Origin of the sequence: Streptomyces sp. GQFP (genome assembly GCF_021545335.1) — a bacterium.
Lineage (GTDB): Bacteria > Actinomycetota > Actinomycetes > Streptomycetales > Streptomycetaceae > Streptomyces.
Genome location: NZ_CP089312.1, coordinates 2,097,930 through 2,116,826, shown reverse-complemented (window position 1 = coordinate 2,116,826; position 18,897 = coordinate 2,097,930). Strand labels below are relative to the sequence as shown.

The window sequence follows — 18,897 nt, the reverse complement described above, 5'->3', positions numbered from 1 at the left end:
ACGTGACAGCCGCCGAGTGGAATCGCCTTGCGCCAGGACACCGGGACCCAAGACCCGAGACGGACGTCACACCGGGCCTTCTGTCACGTATCGCTGTGCGGATCCGGTCAGTAGGGGTGAATCCGCAACATGACACGGAGTTCACCGTGGAATCGCTTCTCCACCATTACGGCAACCCACTCGCGGGGCAGAGCGGCAGCACCGGTATGCGCGCGATGATCGGCCGGGACGAGGAACTGCGAACCCTCCGTGGGGCGTTGGCGGACGCGGCGGCCGGGCGTGGCGGCGCGCTGCTGGTCCACGGCACCCCCGGCGTCGGCAAGTCGGCTCTGCTGCGCACGGTCGGCGCCGAAGCCGCCGGGAGCGGTTTCAGGGTGCTGAGCGCGTCCGGCGTGGAGTCCGAACTGTGGCTGCCGTTCGCCGCACTGCAACTGCTGCTGCAACCGGCCGCCGACGGCATCGACAAGCTGCCGGCCCCACACCGACTGGCGCTGAGCGGCGCGTTGAGTGCCACGGAGGCCGAGCCCCACATCTTCCAGGTCGGCATGGCCGTACTCGAACTACTCGCCGACGCAGCCGTACGGCAGCCGCTTCTGCTGCTTGTCGACGACCTGCAGTGGATCGACTCCTCGAGCCGGGACGTGCTCAGGTTCGTCGCCCGGCGCACCCGCGACCTCCCCATCCTGCTCATCGTCGCCTCCCGGGTCCACTACCCCGAAGCGAACAGCCTGAGTGCGCATCCGGACCTCCATCTGGAACCGCTCGGCCGGACGGCCGCCGCCGCACTGCTCGACGCCGGCGCACCCGGCCTGTCGGCGCCGGTGCGGGCACTCGTCCTGGAGCGCGCGGCGGGTAATCCACTGGCCCTGGTCGAGTTGCCCAAGGCGGTGAAGGGCATGCCCACGGAGCCGGACGATCTACCGCTGCCGCAGCGGCTGGAGGAGGCGTTCGCCGCGCGTACCGACTCGGCGAGCCGGGAGTGCCGTACGTTCCTGCTGGCTCTGGCCGCCGAGCCGAACGCCCCGCTGAACCGGCTGCTGGAAGTGTCGAGCCGCCTCTCCGGCTCGACGGCTTCCGTGGACACCCTGCAAGAGGCGGTCGACGCGGGCCTGGTGGCCCTGATCGGCCGTACCCTCGAATTCCGGCATCCGCTGATGCGCTCGGCGATCTACACCCGCGCCACGGTGACCGATCGGCTGGCCACCCACCGCGCCCTCGCGGCGGTGATGGACGACATGCCCGAGCGCCAGCTCATTCACCTGGCCGCCTCCACGCTCGGCCCGGACGAGGAACTGGCCGCCCGGCTCGAGCGTTTCGCCGACGCGGCGCAGGCCCGGGGAAAGCTGGTGGCCGCCGTCCCGGCCCTGCGCCGGGCGGCCGACCTCGTCCACGACGCGCACCGCCGGACCGGCATCCTGATCCGGGCGGTGGAGCTGGCCAGCGAGATCAACGACCGCATCCACACCCAGATGTTGCTGGACCGCGCCGACATGCGCGAGCTCGGCCCACTGGAGCGGGCCCGTCTCATGGTCGTGTCCGACAAAGCCGCGTTCGACGCGGGCGAACCGCATCGACGTATCCGGGAGATGGTCACCACGGCGGCCGGGGCGTTCGACGCGGGAGGCGCGGACATCGCCGAGAACCTGCTGTGGCGTGCGGCCGCACGATGTTTCTTCCAGGACGGCGACGCACAGGTGCGCGCCGGGACCGCGGCCGAACTGGCTCGCTGCGACCCCGACCCGGACGACCCCCACGCGCTGACGGTACGGGCGTACACCGAGCCGTACCGGCACGGTGCCGACGTGCTCGCGCGGCTCGACGACCTCGAACCGGACAGCCAGGACGGCCGGATCCTGCACTTCCTCGGCAGCGGCGCGATGGTCCTGGGGGATACCACCCGCGCCGTCCGCTACCTCTCGCTGGCGGCCGCCGCGTGGCGGTCGCAGGGCAGGCTCGGGCTGCTGGCCCGCTCGCTGGCCGGCAGTTGGCCGCGCGTGTACCTCGGTCAGCTCGACCGGGCTCGCGAGGAATCCGGTGAAGGGCTCGCCCTGGCCGAGGAGACCGGGGAATGGATCGTCTGGCTGGGCGTGAAGGCGACGGGGGGCCTGGTGGCGGCGCTGCGCGGCGAGACCGAGGCCGCGGCGCGCACGATCGGCGAACTGCGCGCCCACGCACTGTTCCCCGGCATGCCGTTCGCCACGGTGATGGCACAACAGGTCGACGGCCTGCTCGCCCTTTTCGACGGCCGCACGACCGAGGCGTACGACCTTCTCGCGCGCGCGTTCGATCCGGCCGACCCGCACTTCCACTCGGTGAGCCGCTGGCTGCTCGCGCCGGACCTGGCGGACGCCGCGGTGGCCGCGGGTACTGTCCCGCAGGCCCGGGAACTGCTGGCGGAACTACCGGAACTGGCCCGCCGGCTGCCTTCGGAGATGATGGTGGTCGCACACGCCTACACCGACGCCGTGCTGGCTCCCGACGACACGGCGGAGGAGCGCTACGCCGCCGCACTCGCCGCGCTGCCCGCCGGCTGGGGCCTTTCGCGGGCCCGGCTGCACCTGCACCACGGCCGCTGGCTGCGCCGCCAACGCCGCAACGTGGACGCCCGGAACCCGTTGCGCACCGCCCGCGACGAGTTCGACCAGGTCGGCGCCCAGCCCTGGGCCGAGATGGCCCGCGAGCAGCTGCGTGCCGCCGGCGAGTCGAGCCGCCGGCGGCACGCGAACACCGCCGAGCAGTTGTCGGCGCAGGAGATGCAGATAGCCGTACTGGCGTCACAAGGGCTGAGCAACCGGGAGATCGGCCGGCGCCTGTTCATCTCCCACCGCACCGTCGGGGCCCACCTGTACCGGATCTATCCCCGCCTGGGCATCACGAGCCGGGGCAAGCTCGCCGGCGTGCTCGCCGCTCTCCAGCCCGCTGGAGCGGGAGGGAACGGCCGGCTCCCTCTGTGATCCCCTGGTCGGTGCAGGTGGCCCGATGCGCATGAGTGTCGCGCGCGTCTCCTCCGTCAACCCGCCCCAGATGCCATGCCTTTCCCGGTGGCTCAGCGCGTACCGCCGACAGGGAATCCGCACCGGGCACCGGCCACAGATCGACAACGCCCGCTGGATGGTGACCTCGTCGCCCGGGAGCGGGAAGAAGGTCTCGATGGCGGCGCCGCGGCAGTACGCGGCCTGCCACCAGCTCACTGCCAAGTGGGTGCTCAGTGCCGTCGTCATCCCATCTCCTCCAGCTTCCTGCCGTTGGTCTCGCGCACCAGACCGGCGACGAAGACGAAGGAGAGCAGGGCGAAGCACGCGTAGAGGCCGTAGGTGGACGACAGGCTCCAGTCCGACATACGGGGGAAGCTCTCGGTGACGGCCCAGTTGGCGATCCAGTTGGCGGCGGTCGCCACCGACATCGCGGCGGCGCGGATCCGCAGCGGGAACATCTCGCCGACCATCACCCAGAGCACCACACCCCAGGAGACCGCGAAGAAGAAGACGAAGGCGTGGGCGGCGATCAGCGCCACGGTCCCCTGGGCGTCCGGGATGGACAGACTGCTGCCGCTGCCTGTCCGGTACGAGAAGGCCCAGGCGGCGAAGGCCAGCGAGACGGCCATGCCCAGCGAGCCGGTCAGCGCGAGCGGTTTGCGGCCGACCCGGTCGATCAGGAGCATGGCCACGACCGTCCCGACGATGTTGATGATCGACGTCGACAGGCTGATCAGCAGGGAGCTCGACTGGTCGATGCCCACCGACTGCCACAGCAGCGACGAGTAGTAGAAGATGACGTTGATTCCGACGAGTTGCTGAAAGACCGCGAGCCCGATGCCGGCCCACACGATCGGCAGCAGCCCGAAGCGGCCGTCGAGCAGATCGCGTACCCGCGGCTTGTGGCCGGTGCGGAGCGCGTGCTGGATCTCGGCGATCCGGTCGTCGGTGCCGTCCTGCGTTCCCCGCAGGTCGCGCAGTGCCGCGCGGGCCTGGACCAGACGGCCCGTGGCGACGAGGAAGTGCGGCGACTCCGGGATCCGGAGGGTGAGGAACCAGTAGGCGAGTGCCGGTACGACAGCGGCCATGAGCATCCACTGCCAGGCGTGCAGGGGCCCCAGCGGGTTCTCGCTCTTCCCGTCGGCGCCTTGGGCGATCGCCCAGTTGACGAGCTGGGAGGCGGTGATCCCCAGCACGATGGCCGCCTGCTGGAACGACGCGAGCCGGCCGCGGTGGTCGGCCGGCGCGACCTCGGCGATGTAGCTGGGCCCGATCAGCGAGGCGAGGCCGATCGCCATGCCGCCGACGACCCGCCAGGCGCCCAGGTCCCAGGCGGAGAAGGGCATCGACGAGCCGAGTGCGCTGATCGCGAAGAGGGCGGCGGCCAGGTGCATCACCCGCAGGCGGCCGACGCGGTCGGCGAGGCGCCCCGCGATGGCGGCTCCGAAGGCGGAACCGAGCAGCGCGGAGGCCACGATGGTGCCCGTCTGGCCGGCGCTGACGTCGAATCGGTGCTGGATTCCGGTGACGGCGCCGTTGATGACGGCACTGTCGTAGCCGAACAGGAAGCCGCCGAGGGACGCGGCTGCCGAGATGTAGGTGATGCGCCGGAGATCGGATGCGGGGGGCGTGGCCACGGGCGGGGCCGACCCCGCGGGAGTGGCGTTCGCGGTCATGGACAAGGCTCCTTCACAGGACCGGGTTCGCGGGGCGCGCGGGCGGGGGCTCCCGGGCCGGGCGGGTACACCGGTCGTACGGGCATGGATTCAAGTGGTACGGGAGTGGATTCACGGTGACGGCTGCCGGGCGCCTCGGCGCTGCCGTTCGGGCACGGCACGGCCGGGAACCCCGGCCGTCGGCCTTGACGGTGCGGGTGCCGCTGTCAGGCTCCGCTGTCAGCGGCTGACCGCCGGGAACGAGATGAGTTCGTGGAGACGGGCGAGGTTCGCCGCGCCGACGAGGCCCGCGTCCTGCCCGAGGGTGGCGGTGCGGACCTCGGCGTAGGCCCGGTACGCGCCGCCGCCCAGAGCCCGGCGGTAGGAGACCTCGGCCGGACGCCGGATCAGCTCCCCGGTGTCGCCGAGGCCGCCGCCGATGACGAGGACGGACGGGTCGAGGACGGAGGCGAGGTCGGCGAGGGCCTGGCCCAGCCAGCGACCCGATCGCGCGAACACGTCGAGGGAGAACGGGTCGCCGCGCCGGGCGGCCTCGGTCACATGGTGCCCGTGCAGACCGGACGGGGTGCCGTCGCCCAGCGCGAGCACCGCCGCCGCGTACGCCGGATCGGTGGCCGCCAGCTCGCGGGCACGGCGGGTGTGGGCCGCTCCGCTCGCGTACTGCTCCATGCAGCCGTGCTGACCGCAGGGGCACGGGAGACCGTCGGGGACCGCCCGGTAGTGGCCGATCTCGCCCGCCATGCCGAAGGAGCCGCGGAAGAGCCGGTCTCTGCTGATGATGCCTCCGCCGAAGCCGGTGCCCGCGGTGACCATCAGCATGTCCTCGTGCCCGGCACCGGCTCCGTGGACGAACTCGCCCCACGCGGCGGCGTTCGCGTCGTTCTCGACGACGACCGGAAGCCCCGTGGCCTCCTGGACGATGTCCCGGATCGCCTTGTCGTGCCGGCCCAGGTTGGGCGCGAAGCGCACCGTCGAGCGTTCCGCGTCCACATGTCCGGCGGCTCCGATTCCCACCGCCCGCACATCGTCCCGGCCCTGGCGGACCCGCTGGACCGCCTCGGCGATCGCCCCGGCGATCCGGTCCGGGTCCCGAGGGGTGGGGATACGCACCCGGGAGACGACCGCCCCGCCGGGGTCGACCGTTCCGGCGGCGATCTTCGTGCCGCCGAGGTCGACTCCCACGGTCAGACCACCGGTCTGCTCGGTGGATGGTTGTCGGCGGTACTCGCGGAGGGAGATCGTCACGGCGTTCCTTTCATCGTGTCGACGCCCCGGAGCCGACGCTCGCGACCGGTCCGGGGATCACCTCAGCCTCCTTGTTCCGGCGACGAGTTGCCTAAGTCGTTCGACTGCGTTTCGTACCGGCAGTCGAACCGTGAAGGCCGCCGAGTCGTTTGACTGATGACGGAGCTCTCCGCGCCTTCGAGGATCGTGAGGCGATGACTCGCGCAGCCCCTTGATCGCACCGGTTTACCGAGCGGTGATGTGATGAGAGAACATGACGGTCTCACTCTGGTGGTGTCCCGGATCCTTGTCCGCCTGGTCGTCGCCCAGGGCGTGGACCGGCCCGTGATGGTCGATCTCTGTTACAGGTGCACCGATCCGTACGCGGTGTCCTTGACGTTCCACGTGAGTCCTGAGGACAGCGTGCGATGGGTGTTCGGCCGCGATCTCCTCCTGGCCGGACAACAAGGACTCACCGGCGCCGGCGACGTCCAGGTCTGGCCGTCACGATGCTCCTGGGTCAGGAAGACGTGCATCGCGCTGCGCCAGTCCCCGGGGAAGGACGAGGTCGTCGTGGCGGCCTCGGCACGAGCCCTGGACGCCTTCCTCCTGCGAACCCTCGCGGTGGTACCCGCCGGCACCGAGGACCGCCACCTGGACATGGACGGAACTGTCCATCAACTCCTGGGCGGCCCTGGAGAGCCGCATCGATAGGCCGCATCGACAGGCCGCATCGATAGGCGCTGCCACACTCGGTGGCAGCGCCTTCTCGGGAAACCGTCAGATGTCCCGGAAGATCTCGATCTGCGCCCCCACCGAGTTCAACCGCTCCGCCAGATCCTCGTACCCCCGGTTGATGACGTACACGTTCCGCAGTACGGACGTGCCGTCGGCCGCCATCATCGCCAGCAGGACCACCACCGCCGGTCGCAGTGCGGGCGGGCACATCATCTCGGCCGCTCGCCAGCGGGTCGGGCCCTCCACCAGGACCCGGTGCGGGTCGAGGAGTTGGAGGCGTCCGCCGAGGCGGTTCAGGTCGGTGAGGTAGATCGCGCGGTTGTCGTAGACCCAGTCGTGGATGAGGGTCTTGCCCTGGGCCGATGCCGCGATGGCCGCGAAGAACGGCACGTTGTCGATGTTCAGGCCAGGGAACGGCATCGGGTGGATCTTGTCGATCGGCGCCTCCAGTTTGGAGGGCCGGACCGTCAGGTCGACCAGCCGCGTACGGCCGTTGTCGGCGACGTACTCGGGCGTACGGTCGTGGTCGAGCCCCATCTCCTCCAGGACCGCCAGCTCGATCTCCAGGAACTCGATCGGCACCCGGCACACGGTCAGTTCGGACTCGGTGACGACCGCCGCCGCGAGCAGGCTCATCGCCTCGACCGGGTCCTCGGAGGGCGAGTAGTCGACGTCCACGTCGATGGTCGGTACGCCGTGCACGGTGAGCGTCGTGGTGCCGATGCCCTCGACCCGTACGCCCAGCGCCTCCAGGAAGAAGCACAGGTCCTGGACCATGTAGTTGGAGGACGCGTTACGGATGACGGTCACGCCCTCGTGCCGGGCGGCGGCGAGCAGCGCGTTCTCGGTGACGGTGTCCCCGCGCTCGGTCAGCACGATCGGGCGGCCGGGGGAGACCGACCGGTCGACCTGGGCGTGGTAGAGCCCTTCGGTCGCCGCGATGTCTAGCCCGAACCGGCGCAGCGCGATCATGTGCGGCTCGATGGTCCGCGTACCGAGGTCGCAGCCACCGGCGTACGGCAGCTGGAAACGGTCCATACGGTGCAGCAGCGGGCCGAGGAACATGATGATCGAGCGCGTACGGCGGGCCGCCTCGGCGTCGATGGCCTCCATGTCCAGCTCGGCCGGCGGCACGATCTCCAGGTCGACGCCGTCGTTGATCCACCGCGTGCGTACGCCGATCGAGCCGAGTACCTCCAGGAGGCGGTACACCTCCTCGATGCGGGCGACCCGGCGCAGCACCGTGCGCCCCCTGTTGAGCAGCGAGGCGCACAGCAGCGCGACACACGCGTTCTTGCTGGTCTTGACGTCGATTGAGCCGGAGAGGCGGCGACCGCCGACCACCCGCAGATGCATCGGACCCGCGTACCCCAGGGAGACGATCTCGCTGTCGAGTGCTTCACCGATTCGGGCGATCATCTCAAGGCTGATGTTTTGATTGCCGCGTTCGATGCGATTGACGGCGCTCTGGCTGGTGCCGAGTGCGTCGGCGAGATGCGTCTGTGTCCAGCCCCGATGCTGCCTGGCGTCACGGATGAGCTTGCCGATACGTACGAGGTAGTCGTCTGCCATGGGGTTGAGGCTATCTCAGATATGAGATGGCGCCTCCTGGGGACTCCGTGCGGGTGACGGATCGTCAGTTGTTGCTGGTTCCCGAACGGTCGTCAGTGGCGCTTCTTGGTGCGCGTGCGGCGCCAGCCGAACGGTCCGGGCAGGTCCATCGAGGTCGTACGGCGTCCCGTGCTGCTGTGGGTGCGCCGCGGCCCGTGTTCGCCGCCGGACGTGAACGACCAGGAGCGCCTGTTGATGTTCAGCCGGAGGCCCGGGAGGATGCGGAAACTCTTTCGGAATGTGAGAGGCATAGGGGTCGGGTACCCCGGATCGGCGCGGTGATGGCCACAACGCCCCTTTCGGACGCCTGCCTTCAGGCACCCGCGCCGCCGTCGACCGGCACGATCGCGCCCGTCACCATCGAGGCGCGGTCGCTGAGCAGCCAGGTGGCGACCTCGGCCACCTCGCGGGGCTCGGCCATGCGGCCGAGCGGGATCGACGTGGTGATGCGCTCGACGATGCCCGGGGTGGCCGCCTCCCACGCGTCGATCATCTCCGTGGCGGTGCCGCCGGGGGTGATGCCGTTCACCCGGATGCCCTCAGGGCCCCAGGTCACGGCCGCGGTCTCGGTGATGCTGTTGAGCGCGCGCTTCATGGCGCCGTACGCGGGGAGGGCGGGGTTAGCTCGGCGGCTGCCGATGCTGGACGTGTTGACGATCGCTCCGCCACCGCCGCGTCGCATGAGTGCGGCCTCGGCGTTCATGGCCGTCCAGTGCGAGCGGAAGTTCACGGCGAACTGCTCGTCGATGTCGTCGTCGCTCGTGGTGTCGAGCGGGCCGGGCTGCTGGATTGTCGCGCCGTTGTTGAAGGCGCCGTCGAGCCGTCCGTGCAGTTCCTCCACGCGGTCGACGGCCGCGTGGACGCTCGTACGGTCGGCGAGGTCCAGGGGGACGGCGTCGGCGCGGCCGCCTTCGGCGCGGATCTCGGTGACGAGGTCGTCGAGGGCCTTGGTGCTGCGGGCGGCGAGTACGACGGCGGCGCCCTCGGCGGCGAAGAGCCGGGCCGCGGCCGCCCCGATGCCACGGCTGGCGCCGGTGATGAGCACGACCTTGCCGGTGAGCAGGCCGATCGGGGTGGAGGTGAAGGTGGGGGCGGGGCTGGTGTTGTTGTTGTCGGTTGTCATGCCAACAGCGTGCGCGGCCCGAGGCGCCGGATACAGGCACAAGCGGTACCAGGATCCGGCGCCGATCTGCGTGCAGACTCGGAGTATGGACAAGCAGGAACTCGGGGCGTTCCTCCGCAGCCGGCGCGAGCGGCTGCGGCCGGAGGACGTCGGCCTCCCCTCCGGACCGCGACGCCGGACACCGGGGTTGCGCCGTGAGGAGGCAGCGGTCCTCGCGCACATCTCCACGGAGTACTACGTCCGGCTCGAACAGGGCAGGGCGCCACGGCCGTCGGGCGAGGTCCTCGCCGGGATCGCGGGCGCGCTGCGGCTCACCGACGCCGAGTCCGACCACCTCCACGTCCTCGCGGGCACCGCGCCGATCCGCACCCGGCTGCACCGGCGCGACGTCCGCCCGAGCGTCCTCGCGCTCCTCGAACGGCTGCCGCAGACGGCCGGGTTCGTCGTCTCCGCGGCGTTCGAGGTGCTCGCGTGGAACGACCTCGCGGCCGCGCTCATGGAGGACTTCGCCCAACTCGCCCCCAGGGACCGCAATCTCGCGCGCCGGGCGTTCCTCGGACCGACGCGACCCGACACACCGCTGTACGGGATCTCCGACGCCGCCGAGTTCCGGCACAACGTCGTCATGGAACTCCGCACCACCCTCGCCCGGTACCCCTCCGATCCCGGGGTGACCGGCCTCGTCGACGAACTCCGCGACGGCAGCCCGGACTTCGCCCGGCTCTGGGAGCGGCACGACGTACAGGCCGTGCCGATGCTCACGAAGACCTTCCGTCACCCGGTCGTCGGGGAGGTCACCGTCGACTGCGACAGACTCGCGCTCACGGACCGCGACCAGCATCTCGTGCTCTACAGCGCGCCGTTGGGTTCCCCTGGCGCGGAGGCGCTGGCGCTGCTGAACGTGCTGGGAGCCGAGGCGGGCGAATACCGGCGCTGAGCGCTCCGCCGGATGTGCCGTGACGGGTTGTCTTTCGGCTGCGGCACCGTCGTGGCTGGTCGCGCCCACGCGGCGGTAGCCGCAAGTTCAACCGCAAATTCAACACAGCCCCGGGCCCCTTGGCCGCGTCGCCGGACCGCAGTCGACTTCACCGGGTCCGCTCAGCACCGCGGTCGGATGTCCGGCCACGGCGAACACCGTCGCAGGCCGGGGCGACTTGCTGATCCGGTCGCCGGGGTGCCCCTCCGGACACGGCCGGTTGCCCGAGTGGCCGGAGGCAGGGGGCTTCCCCGCGGCCCGGTGTCAGTACCCGGCCGTAGCGTGTGCGCGTGACCCAACTCATGCAGACCTACTCCTACTTACGGCCCTCGGCCGTGCGCGAGACCACGGCCGGACGCACCCTCGCGTTGGAGACCTCCGGTGGTGCCACCCCGGCAGGAGAGGCGGCCAACCCCCGGTTCTTCAGCGGGTTCCTGACCGCGCCGATCGCCGCGGCGACGGCGCTGCTCGCGGTCGCCGACGTGGCCGCCGCCCGCTACTACCGGCCGGGCGCCAACAACTCGCTCGACCCGGTGGTGACGGCCGACGGCGACCGGCTGCGGCTCGAGTCCTTCTCCGGCTGCTGCGGTGTGTACGCCCGCCTCGACGTCCTCGCCCCCGGCCTCGACGGTGACGACGTCGGCCACGGCACCACGAACGTGGACGTCAACCTGCCGCTGCGGCGGGCGCTGGCCGGGCTCGGTGGGCTCGACCCCCTCCATCTGGCCGTCGGGCCCGAGGAGTTGACCGTCAAGACCTTCGACGGCGAGTTCGTGGAGAAGAAGGTCCCGCTGCCGGAGCGCTGGCTGCGCGGGTTCGCCGAGGCCCAGGTGCTTGCGGCGGGCTTCGCGCTTCGCGCCGAGGTGCCCGCCGTGGAGGCGGCCGCCCTGCTGCGGGCGCTGCCCCGGCCGACCCAGCGGTCGGACGCCCGTACGACCCGCTGGGTCGTGCCCGCGGGCCGCACCCTGCGCCCCACGACCAGGCCGGCGCCCGGTGCGGTGTGCCTGCCCGGCCCCGAGCGGCTGCTGACCCTCCGTACGGTCCTGCGGCACGCGACGACCGTACGGGTGTACGCCCCGGACGCCGTCGACTCCCCGGACGGGACGACCGCCGCCGCCTGGGAGGTCGAACTGCCGGGCATGCGGCTGACGTTGATGCTCTCCCAGAGCGCCTCGCGCGGCTTCTCCGGCGAGGGCGGAGTGCTGAACGACCTCGCCACCGGACCCTCGACGGCGGACGCGGAACGGGTTGCCGAACTGCTGGCCTGGGAGCCGAGGATCGACGTCACCGAACTGTCGGCGCAGGCAGGCCTGCCCGCCGACCGGGTACGCGCCGCGCTCACGATGCTGGGCACATCCGGCCAGATCGGCTACGACCTCGCCGACGAGGCGTACTTCCACCGCCACCTCCCCTACCGCGCGGCCGCCGCCGAGACCCGCAACCCCCGGCTGCGCGGCGCACGAGCGCTGGTCGCGGACGGCGCGGTACGGCTCGAAGGCCCCCTGACCCGCGTAGGAAGGGGCGACGACGCCCACGTGGTCCGCACCGACGACGAGTCGGGCCAACTGAGCTGCACCTGCTTCTGGTGGGCGAAGTACCGGGGCGGACGCGGCCCGTGCAAGCACGTGCTCGCGGCGGGCATCGCGCGGGGCCGGGCGGCGGACACGGAAGCGGAAGCTGCCGTGGAAGCCGTGGGGTCGGTTTCCGCCGTGGGGTCGGCTTCCGGCCCACCCTCACCTTCGCCAACAGCCACAACGACCCCCGCACGATCGGAGACCCCCCGATGAACCTCGTCCACCTCGCCGAAACAGGTGACGTCGAGGCCGTGCTCCGCGAGCTCGCCGCTCTGACCCCGGACGAGCGCGCGGCGCAGGCCGAGGCGTTGGAGGCGCGGCGTGCGGCGCTGCGGGCCGGCTGGTTCCATGGCGTCACGGAGGAGGGGAAGGCCGCTCAGCTCGCCGCCGAGTTCGGCTGCCGGACCGACCCTGCGGACGCGGCCGACTGGATCGTGCTGCCCGAGAACGACAGGCACGCGGTTCGGCTGCCCCTCGACGGCGTCTGGGTGCTCGACGTCGTGAATCTTTACCCCGTCGCCTGGCGGGCCGAGCTGGCCGCACAACTCGCCGAGCGGTTGACCCCTGGGCAGGGCCTCAGGTCCGACCTCGTCGAACACCTCGTCCTCGACACGGGCTGCCCCGTCCCGACCACCGACGGGTTCATCGACAACTGGCTGCGCTGGCGCGACAGCACCTGGACGCATCCCGAACATCTGCGCGGCGGGCCCCGGCCCGGCGCCACCTTCCTGGAGCGGCTGCGCGCGGACGATCTGACGCCGCTGCTCCTCCCCCTGGTGCTGGAGCGACCGGGCGTGCGCTTCGGCGCGGGCTCGTTCCGCCACATGCTCAACCGCAGAGGCCTGGCGTACATCATGGAGGACACCAGGCTGGGCGTGTTCATCACCTTCTCCAAGGAGGGCCTGGTGGACCGTGCCGCGCTGGTCCGGCGCGTCTTCACCGACCTGGCCCCTTCCGCCGCCTGGGGGCGGGACGCCGCTGTCGCGCTCACCCAACTCGCCCTCACCCCGGCGGAACACGCCTCCACAACCCGCGAACGCGTCGCGCTCGCCGAGCCGTTGGTCGCCCAACTGCTCCAGGACGGCACGCGCGACGAGACCGCGCCGCCGATCGAGTACCTCCGCGCCCTCGCCCTCACCCCGGCCGAGAACGCCCCCGCCCTCCGGGACCACGTGGCACTGCTCGACCTGTCGATGCCGGTGGCCACCTACGCCCATGAAGTCCTGCTCGGCCTGGACGAGGCCGGGCTGCTGGAGCCCGACGTACTCACCGAGATGTGCGAACGGGTCCTGCTCCGCCCGGAGAAGAAACTGGTCCGCGCCCAGCTCACCCGGCTCGACCGCGCGGCCCGGAAGGACCCCGCGCGCGCCGCGCGTACCGTGCTCGACGCGGCGACGGCCCTCGACCACCGGGAGGTCGACCTCCAGGAGCGTGCCCTCGCCGTGATCGCCCGGCACCTCAAGGCCGCGGGCGACTCCGTCCTGCCCGAGCTGCGTACGGCCGCCGCACGGATCAACCCCGCCCTCGCGGGCCGCGCCGCCGAACTCCTCGGCACCGCACCGGACCGCCTCACCGACCAGTACGCCGACACGCTGCCCGTCGTGCCCGAGCCCCGCCCGGTGCCCGGGCCCATCGAGACCGCCGTCGAGGTCGCCGAGGAACTCGCGGCGGCCGTCGCGAACCCCAAGGACGTGGTGACGTTCGAGCGGGTCCTGGACGGCCTGGTCCGCCACGCCCACCTCGACCGGGCCACGCTGGCCCAGGCGCTGAAGCCGGTCATGCGCAAGGAACCCCGCGACGCCGTCGACGTCACTCAGGCCGACGCGTACGACGTTGCCAGGGCGCTGCGGGGCGACGAGCCGAGGCAGCGCCACTTCGCCTCCCGCTACAGGTCCGGCCACTCCTCCCCGGCCGGGGAACTGTTGCGGGCGCGTCTGGCCGAGGTGATCGACATCATCGAGGCCGGCACACAGCCCTTCCTGCTGGCCGTGCCGACCGACGCCACGGGAGCGCTGGACGCCGCCGAACTCGTCCGGCGGATCTCGGCGCTCGACGGGCTCGGCATCACACCCGAGCCCGTCGACCTGGCCCAGGCGCTGCTGCGCGTCACCCCGACCGCCGACGAGAAGGTGCTGGACGCGGCCGGGAAGCTGGGATCCGACGCCGGGCGGCGGCTCGCCCAGTGGCTGCGCGAGGGCGGGCTGCCGCACCGGGACTCCGCCCCCGAGGACGACGCCGACTCGGGCAAGCACCCGTCGGAGCTGGTGAAGCACATCCACCCCGAGCCGGTCCCCGGCCCCCCGCTGCTCCCGGCAGCCGAGGCCCTGATCGGGCCACACGAGAACAACGGCCTCTACGACCCGATGGTCCCCTTCTGGCTCGCCCAGCTGCCCCACCACCGCGAACTCGTCCTGGCCCGCGACTACTTCAGGTACCGCGCGTCCATGCGGGGCTGGGCCCGCGCCCTGCCGTTCGCCGCGGAGTCCGGCGGCCCGGCGGGATTCGCGCTGCACACGGCCCTGGCGTCCACCCTCGCGTACGACCAGCAGGGCGAGCGCGACGCGGCGGTGGACGCGCTCCTCGTGCTCGCCGGACGGGGCCAGCTGGACACCGGCCTGCTCGGCCGCCGACTGGGCGACATGCTGCGCGCCACGTGGGTCGAGGCGAACCGGGTGACCGCGTCCCTGCGCACGGCTGCCGAGACCGGCGCGTACGCCACGATCTGGTCGGTCCTCGAAGCCGCCCTGCCCCTCCTGCTGCGCGACCCCGTCGTCCGGGGCACCGGAGCCCTGCTCGCCCTCGGCATCGACTGCGCCTCCCGCTGCGCGGCGAAGGGCGAGATACCCGAGGTCACGACGGCCGCCGCACGCACCGGATCGAGCCAGGTGGTGAAGAACGCGCGGTTGCTGCGCGACGTACTGGGCTGACCGGCCCGGCCACCGCGCGGGACATCACCGCGCGGTGGCCGCCGTACGGTCGGGCACATCACACGGCGGCCGGGCATGACCATCCGCCACCCATGTACTAGAGTTATCTCGACATCGAGATATCTGCCGGGCGTACCGCGGCCCACTCCACTGTCGGTCCAGCGGTAAGGCTTACCTAACTTAGCCTTACTTTAGCGGATCGGCCAAGTAGGCGTGGCGGCAGGATGCGGTGGAACGCGCACATCAATGAAGGAGACTGTCGTGTCGGCGAACAGCTTCGACGCCCGTAGCACGCTCAGCGTGGGCGACGAGTCGTACGAGATCTTCCGGCTGGACAAGGTGGAAGGCTCGGCTCGCCTTCCGTACAGCCTGAAGGTGCTGCTGGAGAACCTGCTCCGTACCGAGGACGGCGCGAACATCACCGCCGACCACATCCGGGCCCTCGGTGGCTGGGACTCGCAGGCGCAGCCCAGCCAGGAGATCCAGTTCACGCCGGCCCGCGTGATCATGCAGGACTTCACCGGCGTGCCCTGTGTCGTGGACCTCGCCACCATGCGTGAGGCTGTCAAGGAGCTCGGCGGCGACCCGGCGAAGATCAACCCCCTCGCCCCCGCCGAGCTGGTCATCGACCACTCCGTCATCGCCGACAAGTTCGGCACCAACGACGCCTTCGCGCAGAACGTCGAGCTGGAGTACGGCCGCAACAAGGAGCGCTACCAGTTCCTGCGCTGGGGCCAGACCGCCTTCGACGAGTTCAAGGTCGTCCCGCCCGGCACCGGCATCGTCCACCAGGTCAACATCGAGCACCTCGCCCGGACCGTCATGGTCCGTAACGGGCAGGCGTACCCCGACACCCTGGTCGGCACCGACTCCCACACCACCATGGTCAACGGCCTCGGTGTTCTGGGATGGGGCGTCGGCGGTATCGAGGCCGAGGCCGCGATGCTGGGCCAGCCCGTCTCGATGCTCATCCCGCGCGTCGTCGGCTTCAAGCTCACCGGTGAGCTGACCCCCGGCACCACCGCCACCGACCTCGTGCTCACGATCACCGAGATGCTCCGCAAGCACGGTGTCGTCGGCAAGTTCGTCGAGTTCTACGGCGAGGGCGTGGCCGCCACCTCCCTCGCGAACCGCGCCACCATCGGCAACATGTCGCCGGAGTTCGGCTCCACCGCCGCGATCTTCCCGATCGACGGCGAGACCATCAAGTACCTGAAGCTGACGGGCCGCGACGCCCAGCAGCTCGCGCTCGTCGAGGCGTACGCCAAGGCGCAGGGCCTCTGGCTGGACCCGGCCGCCGAGCCCGACTTCTCCGAGAAGCTGGAGCTGGACCTGTCGACGGTCGTCCCGTCGATCGCCGGCCCGAAGCGCCCGCAGGACCGGATCGTCCTCGCGAACGCCGCCGAGCAGTTCAAGTCCGACGTACGCAACTACGTCGCCGACGACGACGAGGCGGGCAAGGAGTCCTTCCCGGCCTCCGACTCCCCGGCCACCAGCAACGGCGTGCCGACCAACCCGGTCACCGTGACCGCCGCCGACGGCTCGACCTACGAGATCGACCACGGCGCGGTGACGGTCGCGGCCATCACCTCCTGCACCAACACCTCGAACCCGTACGTCATGGTCGCCGCCGCGCTCGTCGCGAAGAAGGCCGTGGAGAAGGGGCTGACCCGCAAGCCGTGGGTCAAGACCACCCTCGCCCCGGGCTCCAAGGTCGTCACCGACTACTTCGACAAGGCGGGGCTCACCCCCTACCTCGACAAGGTCGGCTTCAACCTCGTCGGCTACGGCTGCACCACCTGCATCGGCAACTCAGGACCGCTGCCGGAGGAGGTCTCCAAGGCCGTCAACGACCACGACCTGGCCGTGACCTCGGTGCTCTCCGGCAACCGCAACTTCGAGGGCAGGATCAACCCCGACGTCAAGATGAACTACCTGGCGTCCCCGCCGCTGGTCGTCGCGTACGCCCTCGCGGGTTCCATGAAGGTCGACATCACGCGTGACGCGCTCGGTGTGGACCAGGAGGGCAAGCCGGTCTTCCTGGCCGACATCTGGCCCTCCGAGGCCGAGGTCAACGACGTCGTGGCGAACGCCATCGGCGAGGACATGTTCAACAAGTCCTACCAGGACGTCTTCGCGGGCGACGCCCAGTGGCAGGCGCTGCCGATCCCCGAGGGCAACACCTTCGAGTGGGACGCGCAGTCGACGTACGTCCGCAAGCCCCCGTACTTCGAGGGCATGACGATGGAGACCACCCCGGTCTCGGACATCGCCGGCGCCCGCGTCCTCGCCAAGCTCGGCGACTCGGTCACCACCGACCACATCTCCCCGGCCGGCGCGATCAAGGCCGACACCCCCGGTGGCAAGTACCTCACCGAGCACGGTGTCGAGCGTCGTGACTTCAACAGCTACGGCTCGCGCCGTGGCAACCACGAAGTCATGATCCGCGGTACGTTCGCCAACATCCGCCTGCGCAACCAGATCGCGCCCGGCACCGAGGGCGGCTACACCCGCGACTTCACGCAGGACGGCGGGCCGGTCTCCTTCATCTACGACGCCTCCCGCAACTACATCGAGCAGGGCGTCCCGCTGGTCATCCTGGCCGGCAAGGAGTACGGCTCCGGCTCGTCCCGCGACTGGGCCGCCAAGGGCACCGCGCTCCTCGGCGTCAAGGCCGTCGTCGCCGAGTCGTACGAGCGCATCCACCGCTCGAACCTCATCGGCATGGGCGTCATCCCGCTCCAGTACCCGGCGGGCCAGTCCGCCGAGTCCCTCGGGCTGACCGGCGAGGAGACCTTCTCCATCGCCGGCATCACCGAGCTGAACGACGGCACCACCCCGAGCACGGTCAAGGTCACCACCGACACCGGTGTGGAGTTCGACGCGGTCGTCCGCATCGACACCCCCGGTGAGGCCGACTACTACCGCAACGGCGGCATCCTGCAGTACGTGCTGCGCAGCCTGATCACCAAGTAGCCGATCCGGTACGGCAGTTGGGCCGCACTCCCCGCCAAGGAACAAGGGGGGTGCGGCCCTTCGCATGTGCGCGTACCCCTACACCCGTTACACCCAGCCCCGCTGTGCCGCCCGTACCCCCAGCTGGAACCGGCTCGCCGCACCCAGCCGGTCCTGCAGGTCACTCACCCGGCGCCGCAGGGTCCTGAGGCTCACCCCCAGATGGCGGGCCACCGCCTCGTCCTTCATGCCGGCCGCCAGCAGCCGGGTCAACGTCCGCTCGCCCTCGGAGAGTTCACCCTCGCCGACCCCCTGGCCGAGTGGTGTCGCCTGCTGCCAGGCCAGGTCGAAGAGCTTCTGCAGGGCCTCGGTCACCGCCGAGTGCCGTACGACCGCCGCGCAGTAGCCGCCCGAGTCGGACGCGGTCAGCGGAAGCATCGCCCGACGCCCGTCGACCACCAGCATCTTGACCGGCACCGAGGGCAACACCCGGGCCTGCTCGCCGAGTTCGACCATCTTCCAGGCGTGGAAGAGGACGTCGGGATCCTCCAGGGCGGTCGCCGCGTACACCGTGCGGTACACGATCCCCCGGCTGAGGAGATCGGACTGGAGGTCCAACTGCGGGGTGCGCGGGGCCAGATACGGGGGAGTGTCGAAGACGCACACCTCGTGCTCGGCGCGCGCGTACAGCTCCTCCAGGCGGGCCGCGTTGGCGCCCTCCCCGGAGACCACCTCGACCAGGCGGGACGGCTCCTCCCGCAGCAGCCCGGCCTCGTAGGAGGCGGCCATCTCCTCGGCGGTGGCGGCGAGCAGTTCGGACTCCGTCTCCCGCTGCCGGATCAGCGCGCGGATCGCCACCCTCGGGTCGACCGCGCGTAACCCGCCCATGGAGTCCGGCGGCTGGAGCAGACCGAGCGCGAGCAGCCGGTTGCAGGACTCGCGGACCCGGCCCGGAGAGGCGCCGGTCAGCAGCGCCCAGCCGGCCGCGCCCGCGTCGGGCTGATGGAGGACCGACTGGTACACCCGCTCGTCGAAGGCGGAGACCCCCACCGCGGACCATGGGCTCGCGGCAGGGGTCTGTCTTGCCGTGTCATATGCCGTGTTCACCATGACTCGGC

The 18,897-nt window shown here is 71.2% G+C and carries 12 protein-coding genes and 1 pseudogene; 6 read left to right on the top strand and 7 right to left on the bottom strand.

Going from position 1 to position 18,897, the window contains the following annotated elements:
* The first annotated feature begins 146 nt into the window (after positions 1–146).
* The gene (locus tag LUX31_RS09165; RefSeq protein ID WP_235474287.1) at positions 147–2,954 is read left to right on the top strand and encodes an ATP-binding protein; all 2,808 of its coding nucleotides are present in this window, start codon (positions 147–149) and stop codon (positions 2,952–2,954) included.
* A gap of 45 nt (positions 2,955–2,999) precedes the next feature.
* Here the strand turns inward: LUX31_RS09165 and LUX31_RS37825 are convergent.
* From LUX31_RS37825 to LUX31_RS09155, 3 genes and pseudogenes are all read right to left on the bottom strand, one after another.
* Positions 3,000–3,221, bottom strand: a pseudogene (locus LUX31_RS37825) (WhiB family transcriptional regulator); the annotation flags it as partial.
* On the bottom strand, positions 3,218–4,651 hold the full coding sequence (locus LUX31_RS09160) for a sugar porter family MFS transporter (protein WP_235474286.1): 1,434 nt from the start codon (positions 4,649–4,651) through the stop codon (positions 3,218–3,220). The pseudogene LUX31_RS37825 and the gene LUX31_RS09160, both read right to left, overlap by 4 nt.
* Positions 4,652–4,870: 219 nt before the next feature.
* Positions 4,871–5,890: an ROK family glucokinase gene (locus LUX31_RS09155; RefSeq protein WP_235479849.1), complete on the bottom strand. Its 1,020-nt coding sequence runs from the start codon at positions 5,888–5,890 to the stop codon at positions 4,871–4,873.
* A 249-nt stretch (positions 5,891–6,139) separates the two neighbouring features.
* Between LUX31_RS09155 and LUX31_RS09150 the strand changes: the two genes are divergently transcribed.
* Positions 6,140–6,589 (top strand): SsgA family sporulation/cell division regulator, encoded by a 450-nt coding sequence (locus tag LUX31_RS09150; protein ID WP_235474285.1) that lies wholly within the window; start codon positions 6,140–6,142, stop codon positions 6,587–6,589.
* A gap of 66 nt (positions 6,590–6,655) precedes the next feature.
* On the opposite strand, the gene LUX31_RS09145 is transcribed toward LUX31_RS09150, so the two are convergent.
* The 3 genes from LUX31_RS09145 to LUX31_RS09135 all read right to left on the bottom strand — a co-directional run bounded on the left by LUX31_RS09145 (position 6,656) and on the right by LUX31_RS09135 (position 9,347).
* On the bottom strand, positions 6,656–8,185 hold the full coding sequence (locus tag LUX31_RS09145) for a helix-turn-helix domain-containing protein (RefSeq protein ID WP_235474284.1): 1,530 nt from the start codon (positions 8,183–8,185) through the stop codon (positions 6,656–6,658).
* Between the two features lie 92 nt (positions 8,186–8,277).
* Positions 8,278–8,475 carry a DUF4236 domain-containing protein gene (locus LUX31_RS09140; RefSeq protein ID WP_235474283.1) on the bottom strand — a complete coding sequence of 66 codons (198 nt, stop codon included), beginning with the start codon at positions 8,473–8,475 and terminating at the stop codon, positions 8,278–8,280.
* A gap of 62 nt (positions 8,476–8,537) precedes the next feature.
* Positions 8,538–9,347, bottom strand: a complete 810-nt coding sequence (locus LUX31_RS09135; protein WP_235474282.1) for an SDR family NAD(P)-dependent oxidoreductase — start codon at positions 9,345–9,347, stop codon at positions 8,538–8,540.
* An 85-nt stretch (positions 9,348–9,432) separates the two neighbouring features.
* Here LUX31_RS09135 and LUX31_RS09130 point away from each other — a divergent pair, with 85 nt between their 5' ends.
* The 4 genes from LUX31_RS09130 (at position 9,433) to acnA (ending at position 17,800) form a co-directional block, all read left to right on the top strand.
* Positions 9,433–10,284: a helix-turn-helix transcriptional regulator gene (locus LUX31_RS09130; RefSeq protein WP_235474281.1), complete on the top strand. Its 852-nt coding sequence runs from the start codon at positions 9,433–9,435 to the stop codon at positions 10,282–10,284.
* Positions 10,285–10,625: 341 nt separating this feature from the next.
* Positions 10,626–12,110, top strand: a complete 1,485-nt coding sequence (locus LUX31_RS09125; protein WP_235479848.1) for an SWIM zinc finger family protein — start codon at positions 10,626–10,628, stop codon at positions 12,108–12,110.
* Complete coding sequence (locus LUX31_RS09120) at positions 12,107–14,824, top strand: DUF6493 family protein (RefSeq protein WP_235474280.1); 2,718 nt, start codon at positions 12,107–12,109, stop codon at positions 14,822–14,824. The genes LUX31_RS09125 and LUX31_RS09120 overlap by 4 nt, the downstream gene beginning before the upstream one ends.
* Positions 14,825–15,085: 261 nt before the next feature.
* Positions 15,086–17,800: an aconitate hydratase AcnA gene (gene acnA, locus LUX31_RS09115; protein ID WP_328285646.1), complete on the top strand. Its 2,715-nt coding sequence runs from the start codon at positions 15,086–15,088 to the stop codon at positions 17,798–17,800.
* A gap of 87 nt (positions 17,801–17,887) precedes the next feature.
* Here acnA and LUX31_RS09110 read toward each other — a convergent pair whose 3' ends face one another.
* Entirely contained in the window at positions 17,888–18,889 is a 1,002-nt protein-coding gene (locus LUX31_RS09110; RefSeq protein WP_235474278.1) for a helix-turn-helix transcriptional regulator, read from the bottom strand.
* Between the last annotated feature and the right edge of the window lie 8 nt (positions 18,890–18,897).

Bases quoted from the DNA above. Each gene is read 5' to 3' on its own strand.
- LUX31_RS09150 (WP_235474285.1), top strand. From the start codon at position 6,140: ATGAGAGAACATGACGGTCTCACTCTGGTGGTGTCCCGGATCCTTGTC.
- LUX31_RS09120 (WP_235474280.1), top strand. From the start codon at position 12,107: ATGAACCTCGTCCACCTCGCCGAAACAGGTGACGTCGAGGCCGTGCTC.
- LUX31_RS09140 (WP_235474283.1), bottom strand. From the start codon at position 8,475: ATGCCTCTCACATTCCGAAAGAGTTTCCGCATCCTCCCGGGCCTCCGG.
- LUX31_RS09125 (WP_235479848.1), top strand. From the start codon at position 10,626: ATGCAGACCTACTCCTACTTACGGCCCTCGGCCGTGCGCGAGACCACG.
- LUX31_RS09135 (WP_235474282.1), bottom strand. From the start codon at position 9,347: ATGACAACCGACAACAACAACACCAGCCCCGCCCCCACCTTCACCTCC.
- LUX31_RS09145 (WP_235474284.1), bottom strand. From the start codon at position 8,185: ATGGCAGACGACTACCTCGTACGTATCGGCAAGCTCATCCGTGACGCC.
- LUX31_RS09160 (WP_235474286.1), bottom strand. From the start codon at position 4,651: ATGACCGCGAACGCCACTCCCGCGGGGTCGGCCCCGCCCGTGGCCACG.
- LUX31_RS09130 (WP_235474281.1), top strand. From the start codon at position 9,433: ATGGACAAGCAGGAACTCGGGGCGTTCCTCCGCAGCCGGCGCGAGCGG.
- LUX31_RS09110 (WP_235474278.1), bottom strand. From the start codon at position 18,889: ATGGTGAACACGGCATATGACACGGCAAGACAGACCCCTGCCGCGAGC.